Annotated in this window: 14 protein-coding genes; 5 read left to right on the top strand and 9 right to left on the bottom strand. The window is 62.0% G+C overall.

The annotated features are described in order from the left end of the window. The first annotated feature begins 6 nt into the window (after positions 1-6). The gene (locus JNB89_RS02980; RefSeq protein ID WP_223216677.1) at positions 7-171 is read left to right on the top strand and encodes a hypothetical protein; all 165 of its coding nucleotides are present in this window, start codon (positions 7-9) and stop codon (positions 169-171) included. A gap of 265 nt (positions 172-436) precedes the next feature. Here JNB89_RS02980 and JNB89_RS02975 read toward each other — a convergent pair whose 3' ends face one another. Further along, positions 437-1,435 (bottom strand): NAD-dependent epimerase/dehydratase family protein, encoded by a 999-nt coding sequence (locus JNB89_RS02975; RefSeq protein ID WP_220361188.1) that lies wholly within the window; start codon positions 1,433-1,435, stop codon positions 437-439. Positions 1,436-1,528: 93 nt separating this feature from the next. On the opposite strand from JNB89_RS02975, the gene JNB89_RS02970 reads away from it, so the two are divergent. Beyond that, a complete protein-coding gene (locus JNB89_RS02970; protein WP_220361187.1) occupies positions 1,529-2,425 on the top strand; it encodes a LysR family transcriptional regulator in 897 nt (298 codons plus the stop codon). A gap of 388 nt (positions 2,426-2,813) precedes the next feature. Here the strand turns inward: JNB89_RS02970 and JNB89_RS02965 are convergent, their stop codons facing one another. Continuing rightward, the gene (locus JNB89_RS02965) at positions 2,814-3,713 is read right to left on the bottom strand and encodes a DMT family transporter (RefSeq protein ID WP_220361186.1); all 900 of its coding nucleotides are present in this window, start codon (positions 3,711-3,713) and stop codon (positions 2,814-2,816) included. A gap of 476 nt (positions 3,714-4,189) precedes the next feature. On the opposite strand from JNB89_RS02965, the gene JNB89_RS02960 reads away from it, so the two are divergent. Together JNB89_RS02960 and JNB89_RS02955 are read left to right on the top strand one after the other, a co-directional pair. Next, the gene (locus JNB89_RS02960; RefSeq protein WP_223216676.1) at positions 4,190-5,035 is read left to right on the top strand and encodes an AraC family transcriptional regulator; all 846 of its coding nucleotides are present in this window, start codon (positions 4,190-4,192) and stop codon (positions 5,033-5,035) included. A 249-nt stretch (positions 5,036-5,284) separates the two neighbouring features. Next, the gene (locus JNB89_RS02955) at positions 5,285-6,580 is read left to right on the top strand and encodes an APC family permease (RefSeq protein ID WP_220361185.1); all 1,296 of its coding nucleotides are present in this window, start codon (positions 5,285-5,287) and stop codon (positions 6,578-6,580) included. Positions 6,581-6,817: 237 nt separating this feature from the next. Here JNB89_RS02955 and JNB89_RS02950 read toward each other — a convergent pair whose 3' ends face one another. From JNB89_RS02950 to JNB89_RS02940, 3 genes are read right to left on the bottom strand one after another with little or no spacing between them, the layout of a single operon-like run. Beyond that, positions 6,818-7,678, bottom strand: a complete 861-nt coding sequence (locus JNB89_RS02950) for an NAD(P)-dependent oxidoreductase (protein ID WP_220361275.1) — start codon at positions 7,676-7,678, stop codon at positions 6,818-6,820. A gap of 31 nt (positions 7,679-7,709) precedes the next feature. Beyond that, a complete protein-coding gene (locus JNB89_RS02945) occupies positions 7,710-8,729 on the bottom strand; it encodes an alpha/beta hydrolase (RefSeq protein ID WP_223216675.1) in 1,020 nt (339 codons plus the stop codon). Positions 8,730-8,779: 50 nt separating this feature from the next. Then, the gene (locus JNB89_RS02940) at positions 8,780-9,094 is read right to left on the bottom strand and encodes an EthD family reductase (protein ID WP_220361183.1); all 315 of its coding nucleotides are present in this window, start codon (positions 9,092-9,094) and stop codon (positions 8,780-8,782) included. 175 nt (positions 9,095-9,269) lie between these two features. Between JNB89_RS02940 and JNB89_RS02935 the strand changes: the two genes are divergently transcribed. Then, positions 9,270-10,121 carry a LysR family transcriptional regulator gene (locus JNB89_RS02935; RefSeq protein WP_218741750.1) on the top strand — a complete coding sequence of 284 codons (852 nt, stop codon included), beginning with the start codon at positions 9,270-9,272 and terminating at the stop codon, positions 10,119-10,121. Positions 10,122-10,228: 107 nt separating this feature from the next. Here JNB89_RS02935 and JNB89_RS02930 read toward each other — a convergent pair whose 3' ends face one another. From JNB89_RS02930 to JNB89_RS02915, 4 genes are read right to left on the bottom strand one after another with little or no spacing between them, the layout of a single operon-like run. Continuing rightward, positions 10,229-10,579 carry a copper-binding protein gene (locus JNB89_RS02930; RefSeq protein ID WP_218741751.1) on the bottom strand — a complete coding sequence of 117 codons (351 nt, stop codon included), beginning with the start codon at positions 10,577-10,579 and terminating at the stop codon, positions 10,229-10,231. After that, positions 10,576-13,782, bottom strand: coding sequence for an efflux RND transporter permease subunit (locus tag JNB89_RS02925; protein ID WP_220361182.1), 3,207 nt, complete (start codon positions 13,780-13,782; stop codon positions 10,576-10,578). Before JNB89_RS02925 ends, JNB89_RS02930 begins: the two co-directional genes overlap by 4 nt. Continuing rightward, on the bottom strand, positions 13,779-15,422 hold the full coding sequence (locus JNB89_RS02920; protein WP_220361181.1) for an efflux RND transporter periplasmic adaptor subunit: 1,644 nt from the start codon (positions 15,420-15,422) through the stop codon (positions 13,779-13,781). Before JNB89_RS02920 ends, JNB89_RS02925 begins: the two co-directional genes overlap by 4 nt. Positions 15,423-15,433: 11 nt before the next feature. Beyond that, positions 15,434-16,768, bottom strand: a complete 1,335-nt coding sequence (locus JNB89_RS02915; RefSeq protein WP_220361179.1) for a TolC family protein — start codon at positions 16,766-16,768, stop codon at positions 15,434-15,436. Positions 16,769-16,852 lie beyond the last annotated feature (84 nt).

Genomic DNA, 16,852 nt, shown 5'->3' with positions numbered 1-16,852 from the left:
GCCGCCTTGGGCGACCTGCAAGCCGTAAAGGAAGCTTTTCGTCTGGCCCCGCTGGGCGAGTCCCTGCTGGAGCCGATGGCGAATCTCATCGATTGGGCCGATCGGCGCTATTCCGACATCCATGCCGCGCGCGCCCGCTTTGACGGCGCACTTGGCGGCGCTTTACGCTAGCGGTTCGGTGCCGACATTTTCAACGTCCGAGCGACCAGAGTTACGAGTGACACTTCTTAGTCGGCAAACGTCCGCTCGCCGGCCGTGTGTCAGTCAGACTTCAGTTTGCTCAGCCATTTCAAGCGCGTCGGCCACCCACCTCTGGGCACTCGGCGGTGAAGAGCTGAACACCATGGAAGGCAAATTTCGTTTTCCGCCGACGCTGCCAAAGTTCAAGGGCTTTGGAGCCGGGAGTAACTGGCTCCGAACCGAACGGCCGCTCGCTTCACGAAGTGGAGCTCGATTTCGCAGCGTGCAGGTCAGTCGTGAGACATCCGAGGCCAATGAGCGTGTTTTCGATGGCCACGTCCAGCGGCGTATGCGGCTCGTGCCCGAGCGTCTGCACAAACCGTGCGTTGTTTAGATGCACCGGCGTCGCCCATAGATAGCGCATTTCCTGAAGCTCCCTGAACGTTACATTGAACGGCGCGGCGAGCGCGAGCAGCCACCACGGAAAGCCGCCAACGGATGGCTCGTGCCCGGTGCGGCGCGCAACCGCGCGACGAATCGCATCGACGAAGCGCGTGCCGTCTTCGTCCCAATGGCCGCCCATGTGAAAGCGTGCGAAAGCATCGAGCGAATCGCGGTGCGCAAGCAGCTCGACCATAGTGCGCGCCACATCGGGCAAATACGCCCACTGATGCCCGATGCCTCGCGCCCCCGGATTGCTGATCTTCGTGACCGGCTTTCCGGGCTTCACGAGTCCTTGCGCGAGCCAGTTATTGCCCGCTCTGGGCCCGAAAAAATCGCCGGCGCGCACGATCAGCACGCGAGTGCCTTCCATGCTCGCGCGTTGCAGGCGCGCTTCCATTTCCACGCGAATCCCGCCTTTGCGCGTGACGGGATGCTGCGGCGCGTCTTCGTCGATGAACGGAAAAGCGTCCGGCCCGAAGTTGTAGACCGTGCCCGGCAACACGATGGTCGCGCCCTGCGCCTTCGCCGCCGCGATGGTGTTGTCGATCATCGGCAGCACGAGTTCCGCCCAGCGCTTGTAGCCAGGCGGATTTACCGCGTGCACGACCACGGACGCACCCCGCGCCGCGCGCATCACGTCGGCCGCGTTCATGGCATCGCCCTGAATCCATTCGATGCCGTCGCCTTTCAATGCCCCCGCGCCACGGCGCAGCCCGCGCACGCCCCAGCCGGCATCGCGCAGTTGCCGCGCGACTTCCCCCCCGATGCCGCCCGTCGCCCCGAGTACCAGAACCGTTTCGCCTTGCGCCATGTCACGCCCCGTAAGTTGTCGATGGCGCTATTCTCCGCGCTTCGTGAGCACATTAAAATTGGCGATCATCGTTGATCAGATATACAAAAACGTATGGAAAACGACATCGGCTGGGAGCTTTACCGGACGTTTCTCGCGGTACTGCGCGAAGGGTCGCTGTCGGGTGCGGCGCGCGCGCTTGGCATCACGCAGCCGACGGTGGGCCGTCACGTCGAAGCGCTCGAACGGGCGCTTGCGGTGGGTCTCTTCACGCGCTCGCAGAACGGGCTTCAGCCAACCGACGTCGCGCTTGCGTTGCAGTCGCACGCCGAAGCGATGCAGAGCACAGCGGCATCGCTCAAGCGCGCCGCGAGCGGCCACGTGGGCGACGATGGCGCGGGCGTGCAGGGCGTCGTGCGCGTATCCGCGAGCGAAGTGGTCGGCGTCGAGGTGCTCCCGCCGGTCATCGCGGCGCTGCGCGAGCGGCATCCGCGGTTAATTGTCGAACTCGTGCTGTCAAACCGCGTGCAGGACCTGCTGAGGCGCGAAGTGGATATCGCCGTGCGCATGGTGCGTCCGCGCCAGACGCAACTGGTCGCGCGGCGCGTCGGCGTGATCGAGGTCGGGCTTCATGCACGGCGCGACTATCTCGATCGTCACGGTACGCCGCGTAGCATGGCGGCGCTCGCCGAACACGCGGTCATCGGCTACGACCAGCCCAACGCGTTCATTCGCGATGTGAGCCGCACGTTGCCGGGTTTTCGTCACGCGACGTTTTCAATGCGCGCCGATAGCGATCTCGCGCAACTGGCGCTGGTCCGCGCGGGCGCGGGCATCGGCGGATGTCACGTCGCCATTGCGCGCCGCGATGGCCTCGTACGCGTGCTGTCGAAGGCGTTCGCGCTCCAGCTCGAAACCTGGGTGACGATGCACGAAGATCTGCGCGCGAGCCCGCGCTGCCGCGTCACCTTCGACGCCCTCGCTGACGCGCTCGAACAGTACGCGCGTTAAAGCCGCGACTGCCAGGTAGCGGATCCGGTTAGCGGGCGCGGCGTGCTTGAAGCGGTTTGCAGGCTGAGCGGCTTTGGACCGACTCTTAGGGGCGAGAGCCTGAAGCACGGCGCCACGATCTTGCCTCGCGTCTCGCAGACGAGGTCAAAGGCGACCTGCGCTCGGCGCGCTCGCCGGTGTCGAACGTCAAATCGAAGCGCTCATTAGTAGCTCGCGCCTCGCGAAGATACTCCGAGGTCCTGCTCCAGCCCGAGTGGAAATCTTGATCAGCCGGCATATGAGTTCCCTTCTGGTCGGACGTGCGTGATTGTCCGGGAATGCAAACAAGAGTGTCGACTGACCGCTCGTGGCCGACCCGGGAAATTTGTCGAACCCGCGCACTCGACTTCTAGACCGCGGGCCCTTCTGGCGGCTCCTCGCGAACCGCAACAGCGATTGAACTGCCGACGATCGCAGCTATTCCAACGACTGGCACAAGGGCTAATGTCTCGCCCCACAAGAAGAAGCCGAAAAGCGTTGCCCAGATGATGCTTGTGTAAGTGTAGGGGGCGAGCCTTGCCGCGCTTTCGCGCCTTACTGCGATTGTAAAGAGAAGCTGCCCCGCGGTGGCGAACGTCGCCAAGGTCGCCATGATGAACAGATGCTTGATGGTCGGCGTCCGCCACGCGAAAAACAGGGAAAGGCCGGCAACAGCAGTCCCAAAGGCCGTGAAGAACAGCACGGTTAGGCTCGAGTCTTCGCTAACTTTAAGCTTGCGAATTTGAATCATGGACAGTGCGCCACAAAAGGCGCTCAGCAGCAGCAGACCCGGGCCAATGAGGTTCGACAAGCTACCTTGAGGCCGGACCACCAGAAGGACGCCAATAAAACCTACCAACGCAGCAATCGCGTTTCGCGCGAGTAAGCGCTCGCCAAGCAGAATCGGCGCAAGGAGCACGACGAAGATTGCCTCGGAATAAACGATTGCGACGGCCTCGCTCAATGGCAGATATGGCAAGCCGGCGAAAAATAGTCCGGAGGCACCAAGAAGCGTGAGCGCGCGTATCGTCTGTCCGTGAAAGTCGATATTTCGGACGCGAGCACCCAACGACCCGCCACGAAGGCTAACGAGAGCGGCCGGCACAAGACCAAACAGCATGCGGAAGAAAGTCACCTCGTTCGCCGGATAGTCCAGTGCGACCGCTTTGCCAAGTGCATCGACGACCGCAAAGCAAAACATTGAAGTTAATATCAGTGCGATCGTTTGATATTGGGCTGTGCGATCGGAGATTGAGACGTTAAGGCGCATATCCGCTTCCGGTACAAGAGCGACAGGAGTCGACGTTTTCACAGTGGCCGCGGCTCTGTAAAAGCCGATCGATGCTTGGCGATTCGGCGATTCAAAGCCCCTGTGTGGAATGTCTCAAAGCGGCCGATCTGGTGAGACCGCTAACGTCCGCTTTATGGTGCTTGAATCCGCAAAACGCTGGCTCTGCTGACTGACCGCTTTGAGTAGGGGCGTCTGACCGAGGTGGGTCGGATCGGGTTGGTCATATGCAACTGCTCGTATGACAATGCGAGCCGCATTAGTCCGCGTGCGGCCACAATCGCTCACCAACCACGTTGAGCTGCACAGCGCCGACCGCGGACATTTGCCTGAGGCAGGTCACTGTCAACGTCGTCGACTCAGCCATCTCCAGTCACCGCGCAAAGCCCCTATTTTCCCCAGCTACAATATCAAATCGAAGGGGCGCTTAGCGCCTGACCATCGTTTTCGACAGTTCAATGGCTCGCACTGACCCCAAAAATCATACCTCCTTTTGGTGGCACCGGCATACGCCCGGGCTCAGCTTGATGCGCGCTGACTTCACGACGCAGCAGTACGCACCGCACACGCACGACGGCTTTGTCATTGCTGTCACCGAATCAGGTGGCTCCGTCATAAAAAGCCGGGGCGTGACCGACGAGGCGAAAACGTCAACGCTACTCGTCTTCAACCCAGCCGAAGCGCATTCTGGATCGATGGGGTGGAGCAAACGATGGAGGTATCGTTCGCTTTACCTTGCAGAATCGGCGATCGCCTCTGTGGGTGATGGACTTGGTATTGAAGCCGCGCCTTATTTCATGCGCAACGTCTTCGATGACCCGGATCTCATTGCTCGGTTTCTGGAACTACATGTGTCGCTCGAGGAGGGCAAGGATGTCTTCCGTGAACGCGAATTGCTTCTCGCAACCTTCGGTCGGCTATACGAACGCTATGGCCGTGACGGTGGACGCATCGAGCCCGCACCTCACGACCGCGTGCTGCTACGCGTGGTAACCGACCTGATACACGATAGATACGCCGACGACTTGTTACTCGAGGACCTGAGTGTCGTCGTCGGCCTCACACCGTTTCAGCTCATCGGTCTTTTCAAACGGTGCCTTGGCTTGACTCCTCATCTATATCTCACACAAGTGCGGCTCATGAATGCGCGCGAGCACCTGAAAAAGGGATCACCCATCGCGGACGTGGCCGCGTCTACTGGGTTTTATGACCAGAGTGCGTTGACCAGGCACTTCAAGCGGTGTTATGGCATTACACCATTGCAGTTTGCGGCCGCTGCGGCGAGCCGGCATCTCGCTGATTAGCCGCGGCTGCTGCAATTTTCGCCAATACGCCTGGCGCTTGCGGTTCAACAATGGGGCTTTCCAACTACTACTGGAAGCCACCATGGCCACGATCGCTCGCGAGCGCGACGTCATTCATCCCTCTTTTGATTGTCATATAACTCACTGCCGCCGATCGTCACCCCAGGGTGCTCGCAGGCGACAGTATGGCAACCTGAACGACCGCACTCGACAATTTCCCTTTCACGTATGCACCGCCGGAGCGCGGTCATGAGCGCGAGTGCTGAAACAAATGGGCAACTACGGCGCTCATTAGGTCTGTGCGGAGCGGTTGCAGTTGGGGTCGGCGGAACGATTGGAGGTGGCATTTTCGTGCTGGTCGGTCAGACGGCTGCGCTAGCCGGACCGGCCGCATTACTTTCGTTCGCGCTAGCCTTCGTCGCCGCACTGGTTATCGCCCTACCTTACGCAGAGCTCGCCTGCCGTTATCCGCAAGCAGGCGGCGGCTATGCCTTCGTGCGCGAGGTGTTGGGACGCAGGTGGGGCTTCCTCATGGGGTGGGTGTTCTGGGGCTCGTACGTGTTCGTGAGCGGTTATGTGACGCTTGGGTTCGGTGGATACTTGAATGCTTTGACGGGCCTGCCGCCCGAAGCAGGCGCGGTTGCACTCATACTGGCATGCGTAGCGATCAACCTGCGTGGCGTCGAAGTTGCCGGCAAGCTTCAGGTGCTGGTCATTTGCCTTGCGATCACCGGCCTGCTCGGTTTTGCGGTAGCAGGAGCTCATGCGGTTCAGCTCGCACGGCTAACCCCTTGGGCGCCGCACGGTGTGTCGGGGATACTGTCGGGCGCCTTGATCGCTTTCCTTGCGTTCGGCGGCTTTGACATGGTTGCTGCCGCTGGAGAAGAAATCACAGAGCCTCACAAGAACCTGCCGCGGGCTATCTTTTTCACACTGGCAGTCGTGCTCTTCGTTTATCTGCTGGTCGCATTTACCGCATTAGGGACGGTCGATTGGCACACGCTGGGCGCCTCCCGAGCGCCTCTAAGCGACGCTGCGCAAACGTTTCTCGGTGACCTCGGCGCTCGTCTGGTCGCTGTAATTGCAGTGGTGACTACCGCGGCGACCGCTAACGCCGTACTGGTCGTAACGTCCAGGATAAGTTTCGCGATGGCAAGAGACGGCCTTCTGCCGTCCCAACTTGCAAAAGTGCAACCCCGAACGGGGACGCCGATTGTCGCGGTGCTGGTGAGCGGAAGCCTTTTGATCTTGATGGCAGTGTTCAGTTCGGCGGCAAGTGCAACAGCGATCGGTGGATTTCTGTACGTCCTGCATTTCATACCGCCGTTGCTTGTACTTGTGCAACTGCGTCGGGCGAAAAGCGCTTCACCTGCATTCATGACACCTGTGCCGCAAATTCTATTGCCATTGGCCTTTGCTATGACACTACTGCTGCTCATCGCAAGCGGGACCGAGGGCATTGCCGGCGGTACATTCTGGATTGCCGCCGGCATCGCAGTGATGTGGATATGCAGGGGCACCGCCAAGCGTGACACCGTGCAATGACTGCGCTGGACGCCGCTCGGCAGTGCATGTCCGTAGACGTTGCAATAGGCGTCATCGGCACGCAGGCATTCGGTGGGCGTTGAGCGTTTGCCGATCGACCGCGGCGCGTCGGGAGAGATTCTGATCGCACAAGGCACCGCGTTCCCCCAGGCAGCGCCGCCGTTCAGATTCGCCTGCAGCCGCCGCTCGCTTTGAACGACGTGTCTGATCCTCGTGCCCTGAACTTCTGCGGCGCACTCACGCGCTGAGCCCGCGCGGCTGAACCGTCAAAGCTGCGATTGCCGACCAGTCGCGCTCACCCATGCCCGATTCGACTACCTCGAGCATTTGGCCCTGCACGGCAGCGAGCATCGGCAATGCGCGGCCAGCCTGTTCTACTGCGGCGGATGCGAGACCCAGATCCTTCAGGCCAAGCGTGGCCTTAAAACCAGGTTGATACTCGTTTGCGATGATATTGCGGGAATAGGTGTGATAAGGACGGCTGCCAAACAGCGTTCCCAGAATCAATTCGAAGAAGCGTTCCCGCGACAATCCGTTCGCCTCTGTGAGCACCACCGCTTCCGCCATCGCTTCGATTGCCATCGTGATCATCATGTTGCAGGCAATTTTCGCGGCATAGGCCGCAGACGGCTCTTCGCCCATGTCCCATACGCATTTGCCAATCACGTCCAGCGCCGGCTTGACTTTCTCCAGCGGGGCGGGCGCGCCGGCGGCAAGCACGTTCAGTTCTCCTCTCGCAGCGACATCGGGACGCCCCAGCACCGGCGCAGCCACAAAGCCGATATCCGCGAGGCGATGAAGCTCTGCGAGTTCGCGCGCGAACGCCACCGAAATGGTCGATGACACCACATGCACCAGCCCCGGCCGAGCCTGACGAAGCAGACCCGTGTCCAGCATGACGCTGCGAATTGCTGCGTCGTCGGGGAGCATGGTGAATGCCATGTCGGCCTGCAAGGTCTGCGCGGGCGTCTGAGCCATGCGCACTCCTTCGACATGCCCGCCGGAACGATTCCATGCTGTGACGGTATGACCGGCAGCGACCAGATTGCGGGCCATTTCCCGGCCCATTGCACCTAGACCAATCAATCCGATTTCCAATTTGACTCTCCTTTCGAATGGGCTGGCGCGTTCACGATTTCCGATGCGCCGGGTCCGAAGGCTCGGTGTGTTCAATGAGCCAGTTCAGCACCGGCACCAGTGCAGCATCGGAGTTCTTCTCGTAGATGAGCCCGTGGCCGTTGCCGAACACACCATGGTCGGGAAGATGCAGCAGCTCGGCCTGGCAGCCCGCTGCGTTGAGTTGCTCGATCGCAGGCGTACTGGCAGCGGCGAAGGCTGAGGCCTCCGCTGTCACGGCGACAATCGGCAACCCGGCGAGCGCAGGCAACCGGTGCTCGCCGGGCGCAGCCTCGCGCAGCGCGTCAGGCGAAGCGACCGGCGGCTCCCAGTTCAGCGGCGTCGCGGCAAGGCCCCACGTCAGCGTCCCGATGTTGGGGATCTGCGCAAACGGAGGGCCCATCGGCTCAACGGCAACGATCGCTTTCACCAGACCGGGCCGCCGATCGGCTACCAGCCAGCCGACCGGGCCCGACGCCGAGTGCGTCAGCAGAATCGCCGGGCCAATCCTGTCGAGCAGCTTTGCTATCCGGTCTGCCTCCATGTCCTCGGAAAACGCGAGGTCTGCGGGAAGCGGGCCATAACCGGCGATGAACTCGTCCATTGCGGCTTCGTCGTCGCGAGCAAACGGCCATTGCGTGTGTCGGCCTTCGTATTCGGCTGGGAAGTAGATATGGCGGCCGTGTTCGTACGAAAACGCCGGACCCATCGGCCCCATCGTCTCGACATGAAAAGGGGACCGTCCTTGTCCAGGACGGTCGGCCACCAGAACGACGTAGCCCGCTTCCACGAGGCGCTGTGCCCACCCGGGCCGGCCATCGGGCGTGTCGAACCACTCGGTTCCCTGATAGCCGCCGCCATGCAGAAGCACGATCGGCCACGGCCGGGTGACCTGCTCCGGCGCTTCCCATTCGACAAAGAGCGGGCCGCATTGGTACGTCTGCGCGTTTCTTTGAATCCGCTTGCCCGCAATCCACATATGGCCGCGGCGTACGGTGCGCGGGGCGGCTTGTTCCCAGAAGGCCAAGGTCATTCTCCTGTAGCGTGATAGGCGCGTGGCGCGCGAGTCGAGTACTGAGCCGGTCAAAGCCGGGCGACGCGCAAACGCGTGGGGGAAATGTCAGTGAAGCTCGCAACGTCGGCCATGACCTGCTCGGCTTCATCTGATTCGAACGCGGCCTGGATTGCCGCCTCGTCGCGAAAAACGCATTCGCAGATTGCGAGGGTGCCCGCCTCGGCCAGGGCCGGGAAGAAAGCGCAGACATGTTCGAGGCCGTAGCGCCGCCATGCCTGCATCACGAGCGGCAAGTGACACTCAACGTAGTAGCTGCGGTCAAAGCGATCCTCGGGTGTGCCCTCGTAGCTCACATACACGATGGCCGGTGCGATGCGCGACATGACAATCTCCGTTTCCTGTGGTGGTTCGATCCGCGGCGGGCGTCGTCACAGGATTGATCCGGCAGCGGGTCGCCGAGCATGACGACGTTCGACGGACCGAAGTCTCGCAAAATCAGTTTCGTACGGCAATTCACTAAAATGAACGCCGTTCGTTCATTTTTGTGGGTGCGAAGCTATGGAGTGGAGCGATGTCCGGATCTTTCTCGCAATTGCACGCACGGGCACACTCGGCGCAGCCGCACGAACGCTGCAACTCAGTCATCCGACTATCGGGCGGCGGCTTCGCGCGCTCGAGGCGTCGATGGGACAGGTGCTGTTTCAGCGAACCGCAGACGGCTTTGTCCTGACCGAGGAGGGCAGCGCCATCGTGCCGCTTGCCGAGCACATGGAAGAAAGCGCATTGGCCATGGAGCGCAGGCTGACCGGCGAGCAGCAGAAGCTGGAGGGAACGCTCAAGGTGTCGTCGGCGGACTGGTTTGGCGCGTATGTTCTGCCGCCCGTGATTGCCGAGTATGCGCGCGAGTATCCCTTTGTCCAGATGGAGATTCTGACGGGAACGCGCCTGTTCAGTCTGGCACAGCGTGAGGCTGACGTTGCCTTCCGCATTGTTCCATTCGACGGACCGGACATCGTGCAACGACGCTTGACGCAGATGCGATACGGTGTCTACGTAGCCGCCAGCCATCCCGATCCGGCGGAAGGCGACGGCAGCGGGCACCGCCTGATTGCGATGGATACGTCGACGGGAGCCTTCCCGGATATCGACTGGTTGAAGAATCGCTTTCCCAACGCGGGTGTCGTATTGCAGTCGAATAATCGCAACGTGCAGGCACAAATGTGCGGCAGGGGTCTAGGCATTGCGGTATTGCCGCGACCTGTCGGCGATCAACTGCCTACCGTTCGCCGGCTCGATCTTCGCGACGAGCCGCCGCACCGCGACATCTGGATGGGCTACCATCGCGATCTCAGGCGGCTAGGGCGCCTGCGCGCATTTGTCGATCTCGCGATCAAACACGTGGCGAACTAGGCCACGTCCTCGACCTTTTGCCGGACCATGGCGGTTCGCTCCGTCAGTGCAAGCTCAAATGCAGGCCCGACCCGCACGGCGAGCCTGCAAATACAGCGCTTATCTCGTCAACCTTGCTTTTCGAGCTTCATGATGGTGAGCGTCCCGTCGACGTTTTCCACGCGCACCTTGACCTTGTCGCCCTGATGAATCTGTTTGACCATCGCGGCATTTTTCGCCTTGAACGCCATGGTCATGGGCGGCATGCCAACGTTCTCGAGCGCGCCGTGCTTGAGCGTAACCATGCCGGTCTCTGCGTCCACCTTTCTGACTTCTGCATCGGTGAGCGCCGCGCTCGACGACGTCTTCGACGCCGACGGTTTCATCGACATGTCCATGCCTGCCATGTCGTCGCCGGCGAATGCGGGTGCGGCAACCATAGCGCCGAGAGCAACAGACGCAACAATCAGCTTCTTCATTGAATTTCTCCAGTTTGAGTAGATGGCACGTTCATGCCGGAAGGTACTGCCTGGTGCAATTGCGCAGGGTTCAGTCTTCTCGCGCGGCGGCGCTGAATTACGAACCATGCTGCGGGAATCACGAACATCGAGAGAAGCGGCGCTGTCACCATGCCGCCGACCATTGGCGCCGCAATGCGCTGCATGACTTCGGAGCCCGCTCCGTGACCGACCATGATGGGAATCAGACCGGCGAGCACGACGGCCACCGTCATGGCCTTTGGCCTCACGCGCAACACGGCCCCTTCGCGAATCGCATCGAATAGAAGTGTCTCGGTCAGCGGCTCGCCGGCTTTGAGCCTGCGATTCAGCGCTTCCTTCAGGTACAGCAGCATCACCACACCGAACTCCGCCGCCACTCCGGCGAGCGCAATGAATCCGACTGCCGTTGCGACCGACACCGCATGGCGAAGAATCCAGATGAGCCAGAAGCCGCCGACCAGCGCAAAGGGCACCGTGGACATCAGCAGCAACGCATCAGCCGCCGAGTTGAACGTGACGAAGAGCAGCACGAAGATGACGACGAGCGTCACCGGAATGACCGTGCGCAACTTCGCCGCCGCGCGTTCCAGGTACTCGAATTGCCCCGACCACGTAATCGAATAACCCGGCGGCAGCACGACCTTTTGCGCAACTGCGAGCTGCATTGCCTGGACGGCGGACTGCAGGTCCGTATTGCGGATATCGACGTACACGTAACCGGAGAGCCGGGCGTTTTCGCTGCGAATCATCGGTGGACCATCGGCAATCGCGATATGGGCGACGTCGCCGAGCTGAATCTGCGCGCCACGTCCTGTGACGACAGGCAACTGACGCAGCTTGTCGAGCGAATCGCGGATTTCGCGCGGATACCGGACGTTGATAGGGAACCGCTCGCGGCCGGCAATCACCTCGCCGACGTTGTCACCCCCCACGGCAGAGGACACGACTGCCTGGATATCCGCGACCGCGAGCCCGTAACGTGCTGCCGCCAGCCGGTCGATATCGACATCGATATATCGACCGCCATTCAGCCGCTCAGCGAGTGCTGACGTCACGCCCGGCACGTCCTTGACCGCGGCCTCGACCTGCGCCGCGACTCTGTCGATCTGCGAGAGCTCGCCGCCGGAAATCTTGACGCCGACCGGCGTCTTGATACCTGTCGACAGCATGTCGAGGCGATTGCGGATAGGCGGCACCCAGACGTTCGACAGCCCCGGCACCTTGACCGTGCGGTCCAGTTCGTCGATGAGCTTCTCCGGCGTCATGCCGGGCCGCCACTGGCTGCGCGGCTTGAACTGGATCGTGGTCTCGAACATCTCCAGCGGCGCGGGGTCAGTGGCCGTGTCGGCCCGGCCCGACTTGCCGAAAACGGTCTCCACCTCGGGAACCGTCTTGATGAGCCGGTCAGTCTGCTGCAGCAGTTCGCCGGCCTTCGCGGCGGAAATGCTGGGCAGCGCGGTCGGCATATACAGCAGGTCACCTTCGTCGAGCGGTGGCATGAACTCGCCACCCAGGCGGGACAGCGGAATGGCCGACGCTGCCAGCGCGAGCACCGCGAGGCCAATGGCGAGCCACGGTCGACGCAGCGTCGCTTCGAGCAACGGCCGGTAGAGCCGTATCAAGCCGCGGTTGATGGGGTTGGCGTCCTCGTGCGGAATGCGGCCTCGAATCAGATAACCCATCAGCACAGGCACGAGCGTCACCGATAGTCCCGCAGCGGCGGCAATCGTGTAGGTCTTGGTGAAGGCGAGCGGGGAGAACAGTTTCCCCTCCTGCCCCTCGAGCGAGAACACCGGAATGAACGACAGCGTGATGATGAGCAGCGAGAAAAACAGCGCTGGTCCCACCTCGGCCGCCGATGTTGCGATAAGCTCCCAACGCTGGGCCGTGGTGATCGGCGTGCCCGGATGGTCATGGTCGTACGCTTCGAGATGCTTGTGCGCGTTCTCGATCATCACGATGGCCGCGTCGATCATCGCGCCGATGGCAATCGCGATGCCGCCTAGTGACATCAGGTTCGCGTTCACTCCCTGATAGCGCATGACAATGAACGCAGCCAGCACACCGAGCGGCAACGACAGGATGGCGACGAATGCACTGCGCAGATGGAACAGGAACACCGCACAGACGAGCCCGACGATGATGAATTCTTCGACGAGCTTGTCTTTCAGATTGTCCACCGCGCGCTCGATGAGTTGCGAGCGGTCGTAGGTTGTCACGACTTCGACGCCGGCCGGCAGCGAACGCTTCAGGCTGGCGAGTTTCGTCTTGACCGCGTCGATGGTCGTCAACGCATTCTTGCCGGAACGCATGACGATGACACCGCCAGCCACTTCACCCTGGCCGTTCAGCTCGGCGACGCCGCGCCGCGTCTCCGGTCCGATCTGAACGCGTGCAATATCGCCGAGCAGCACCGGTGTGCCCGCCTCGTTCGTACGCAGCACGACGTTGCGGAAATCGTCGAGCGAGCGCAGGTATCCGGAAGAGCGCACCATGTATTCGGACTCGGCCATCTCGACCACCGAACCGCCCGACTCCTGGTTAGCCTTGCCGAGCGCATCGGCGACCATCGCCTGGCTGATGCCGTAGGCGCGCAATTTATCCGGGTCGAGCACGACCTGATACTGACGCACCATGCCACCGATGGACGCGACTTCGGAAACGTCCGGCACTGACTTCAACTCGAACTTGAGGAACCAGTCGTTCAGTGCGCGCAGTTGTCCAAGGTCATGCTGTCCGGTCCTGTCGACCAGCGCATATTCGTAGACCCAGCCCACACCGGTTGCATCGGGTCCGAGCGATACCGTGGCACCCGGCGGCAGGCGGCTTTGCACCTGGTTCAGATATTCGAGCACGCGTGAACGCGCCCAGTACGCGTCGGTCTTGTCGTCGAACAGCACGTAGACGAACGCGTCGCCAAACGACGAATACGCCCGGATGGCTTTAGCCCCGGGCACGCCGAGCAGGGTGGTAGTGAGCGGATACGTGACCTGGTCTTCGATGACCTGCGGCGCCTTGCCCGGATACGACGCCTTGATGATGACCTGCGTATCGGACAGATCGGGCAACGCATCGAGCGGTGTCTGCGCGACCGAATAGACACCCCACGCCGTGACGAGCACGGTCGCGAGCAGCACGAGAAACCGGTGATGAATGGACCACCTTATAAGCCGCGGAATCATTTGGCGCCTCCGGCCGGTTCGACCTTCGTCAACTGGTAGCCGTCATCGGTTGGCCGGAAGGCAAAATGCACGGTCTCGCCAGGCTTCACGTCGGGAAATGCTGTCGGGGACGGTTTGCCGAACGACATCGTCATCGCGCCCCAGCCGAGGGCCGGAACGGGTTGATGAGAGAACGTGATGTCGCCCGCCGTGACGCTCTCGACCTTGCCGGTCGTCTCGTAGGTTTGAGGCGCAGCCGAAGACGATGCAGATGCAGATGCAGATGCAGATGCAGATGCAGATGCAGATGCAGATGCAGATGCAGATGCAGATGCGGTTGCAGGTGCGGTTGCCGATGCAGATGCTGCTGCACCAGGAGCAGCGCCGTTGCTGCCTTCCAGCCGTGGCAGAACCGATTTCAGGCTGGCTTCCGAGTCGATCAGGAACTGGCCGGACGCGACGACCTGCTGGCCTTCTGTGAGGCCGCTGCTTACCTCGGTGTCGTCGCCGGCATCGTTGCCGACTGTGACCTGGACGGGCTGCAACCTGCCGTCGGCATTCCTGACGATGACAAGTGACCGCTTGCCCGTGGTGATGACGGCCTCGGAGGGAACCAGCAACCGCGATACTTTTTTCGCGGCGCCGATGCGCGCCCGCATCAGCATGCCCGGCGTCAAGCGCAAGTCTGCGTTGTCGATGTCAAGGCGCGCCTGGAGCGTGCGGCTGCTCGAACTGATGCCCGGCAGAATCTCCCGGATGTGCCCCGTGAAATGCTGCGACGGGTCTCCCGCAAACACGGCGTCCACAGTCATGCCCGCACGCACCTGGAGGGCCAGCGCTTCGGGCACGTCGACCACGAGCCAGAGCTTGTCGAGGCCGGAAACCTTCGCCAGCGTCTGACCGGGCGACACCATCGCACCATCGCGAACGTTGAGTTCGGTCAGCACGCCGGTTTGCGGCGCAAACAGCGTGACGTGGGTCTGCACCTTGCCTGTGCGGTCGAGGCTGGCAATCAGTCCGTCCGGAATCGACATTGCCCGCATCCGCGCGCGCGAGGCCGCGAGCATGTCGCCATCCATGCCGGCCCGCTTTAACGCGAGATACTCTTCCTGCGGCGCAAGCCAGTCCGGAACGAACAGTGATGCGATCGGAGCGCCTTTCGCGACACGTTGCATCGGCGCACTGGCGTACAGGTGGTCAATGTAGCCGATGACTCGCGATTGCACGACGTCGGCTTTCGACTCGTCGAACTGCGTTGTCGCTACCGCGTCGAAGCCCTCTGTCGTGTCCTGCCGGCGTACGGTTGCATAGCGGATACCGAGGTTCTGCTGCAAACCCGGGTCGATCCTGATGCCGTTCGAACCGCCCTCGTCGGCGTAGACCGGTTCAAGCTGCATGTCCATGAAAGGCGACTTGCCGGGCTTGTCGAAATGCTGGTTCGGCACCATTGGGTCGTGCCAGTACAGCACCTTGCGACCGCTCCCAGAGGCGGTTTTGTCGGCGGTCGCGGCTGTCGTGGCGGCTGTCGTGGCGTCTGTCATAGCAGTGGCGGTCGGGCCGCTCGCCGGAGCGTGCCTGTTACCTGCAACATAGCCTGCACCGAGCAATGCTGCGGCCGCGAATACCATAAGGGCCGCGCGTGCCAGTTGTTTGTTCTGCATGGTGTTCTCCTTCACTGACTGACGGGCGTCGAAGCCGACATCGCGGCGGGCACGACCTGATATTCGAGTTGGGCCCAGGTTTGCGATACGTCGCGCTGCACGTCGAGCACCTGAAGCCGGGCGTCGAGTTGCGCACGTCTGGCCGCGAAGGTGTCGGCAAGCGAACCAGTGCCTGCGCTGTACGCCGCCGCAGCGAGCTGGACCCGCTGGTCCGCTGCAGGCAGTAGGGAACCGGTGAGATTGGCGATACGCTCGCGACCGCTCGCGAGGAGGGCTGACTGCGTGCGGATGTCGGCTTCCACCTGGCGCTGCGCGTCCTCATACATCAGCCGTGCCCTGGTGCCGAGCTCCGCTTTCTCCGCCGCGTCCCGGTCCTGGCGATTCTTGCGATTGACAGGCAATGGGATGCTCACGCCAATCGACACCATGTTGGAATACTGGCCGCCGCGCTGCTGGTAAGCGACTCCCCACGTCCAGTTCGGACTGCGGTCACTGTTGGCGACGGCGGTGTCCGCATCGGCGACTTCTATGTCGCGCGAGGCAGCCACCAGCACCGGCTGCACCTGACGAAGCTCGTCGACGGGCAGCGACGATACATACGACTGCGGTGCGGGAGGTTCGCCTGTCACATCCGGGACAGGCGCAGCCGTCCAGCGCGACAGGCTGATGAGTGCTGTCTGAAACGTCTGCTGCGCCTTGAGCAACTGGTCCTGCGTTTGCGCCAGCATGGCCTGAGCTTGCGTCACGTCGGCGGCAGTCGCTTTGGCGCCGCGATAAGAGGCTTTCGTTGCCTCCAGTTCGTGGGCCATGTGGCTCACCAGTTCCTGCTGTAGAGAGACCGCTTTCTTCGCATAGACCGCGTTCAGCCATGCCGTAGCCGTTTGCTGGCGCGTATTCGCAAGCTGCGCAAGAAAGCCGGCGCGCTCCCGGTCCACCATGTTGTTTGCCAACGCGGACCGCAGCCGTCGCTTGTCGCCGGACACCCATTCCTGTTCGAGTCCGATACGGCGCATGGTCATGAAGTCCTGGCCGATGGTGAACCGTTGCGACCCGCTTACCGGCAGGTTGTCGACGCCGGCTTTCAGTACCGGGTCGGGCAACTGACCGGCGCGGACAGCAGCTTCCGAACTGGCGCGTACCGATGCTTGGGCCGCGCCCATCGCGGCGGAGCGGTCGCTAGCAGCCTGAAGTGCCGCATCGAGCGTAACGGGCGCTTCCTGAGCGTGCGTCGCGACGCTCGTGATGCTCGTGATGCCCGTGATGCTCGTGAGAAGCAGCGCGGCGCACAATGAGTGCGCGCGCAGTGGCGCACGCCGGCATGACGGCGTGCCAATAGTGAAAGGCATGTTCTAACCCCAACGGCGGACTCCGATAGGGAATCCACGTCCTGGATGCAGGACGACCTCACCGCAAACGCGGTGAACCTGTCA

The organism is Paraburkholderia phenoliruptrix, assembly GCF_019511605.1.
Classification (GTDB): domain Bacteria; phylum Pseudomonadota; class Gammaproteobacteria; order Burkholderiales; family Burkholderiaceae; genus Paraburkholderia; species Paraburkholderia phenoliruptrix_A.
The sequence above is the reverse complement of the archived record's forward strand: the minus strand, read 5'-3'. Positions and strand labels throughout refer to the sequence as shown.

What these genes read in the sequence shown, in the direction of transcription:
- JNB89_RS02955 (WP_220361185.1), top strand. Translation starts at nt 5,285, where the DNA reads ATGAGCGCGAGTGCTGAAACAAATGGGCAACTACGGCGCTCATTAGGT.
- JNB89_RS02925 (WP_220361182.1), bottom strand. Translation starts at nt 13,782, where the DNA reads ATGATTCCGCGGCTTATAAGGTGGTCCATTCATCACCGGTTTCTCGTG.
- JNB89_RS02970 (WP_220361187.1), top strand. Translation starts at nt 1,529, where the DNA reads ATGGAAAACGACATCGGCTGGGAGCTTTACCGGACGTTTCTCGCGGTA.
- JNB89_RS02975 (WP_220361188.1), bottom strand. Translation starts at nt 1,435, where the DNA reads ATGGCGCAAGGCGAAACGGTTCTGGTACTCGGGGCGACGGGCGGCATC.
- JNB89_RS02930 (WP_218741751.1), bottom strand. Translation starts at nt 10,579, where the DNA reads ATGAAGAAGCTGATTGTTGCGTCTGTTGCTCTCGGCGCTATGGTTGCC.
- JNB89_RS02945 (WP_223216675.1), bottom strand. Translation starts at nt 8,729, where the DNA reads ATGACCTTGGCCTTCTGGGAACAAGCCGCCCCGCGCACCGTACGCCGC.
- JNB89_RS02915 (WP_220361179.1), bottom strand. Translation starts at nt 16,768, where the DNA reads ATGCCTTTCACTATTGGCACGCCGTCATGCCGGCGTGCGCCACTGCGC.
- JNB89_RS02940 (WP_220361183.1), bottom strand. Translation starts at nt 9,094, where the DNA reads ATGTCGCGCATCGCACCGGCCATCGTGTATGTGAGCTACGAGGGCACA.
- JNB89_RS02920 (WP_220361181.1), bottom strand. Translation starts at nt 15,422, where the DNA reads ATGCAGAACAAACAACTGGCACGCGCGGCCCTTATGGTATTCGCGGCC.
- JNB89_RS02965 (WP_220361186.1), bottom strand. Translation starts at nt 3,713, where the DNA reads ATGCGCCTTAACGTCTCAATCTCCGATCGCACAGCCCAATATCAAACG.
- JNB89_RS02960 (WP_223216676.1), top strand. Translation starts at nt 4,190, where the DNA reads ATGGCTCGCACTGACCCCAAAAATCATACCTCCTTTTGGTGGCACCGG.
- JNB89_RS02935 (WP_218741750.1), top strand. Translation starts at nt 9,270, where the DNA reads ATGGAGTGGAGCGATGTCCGGATCTTTCTCGCAATTGCACGCACGGGC.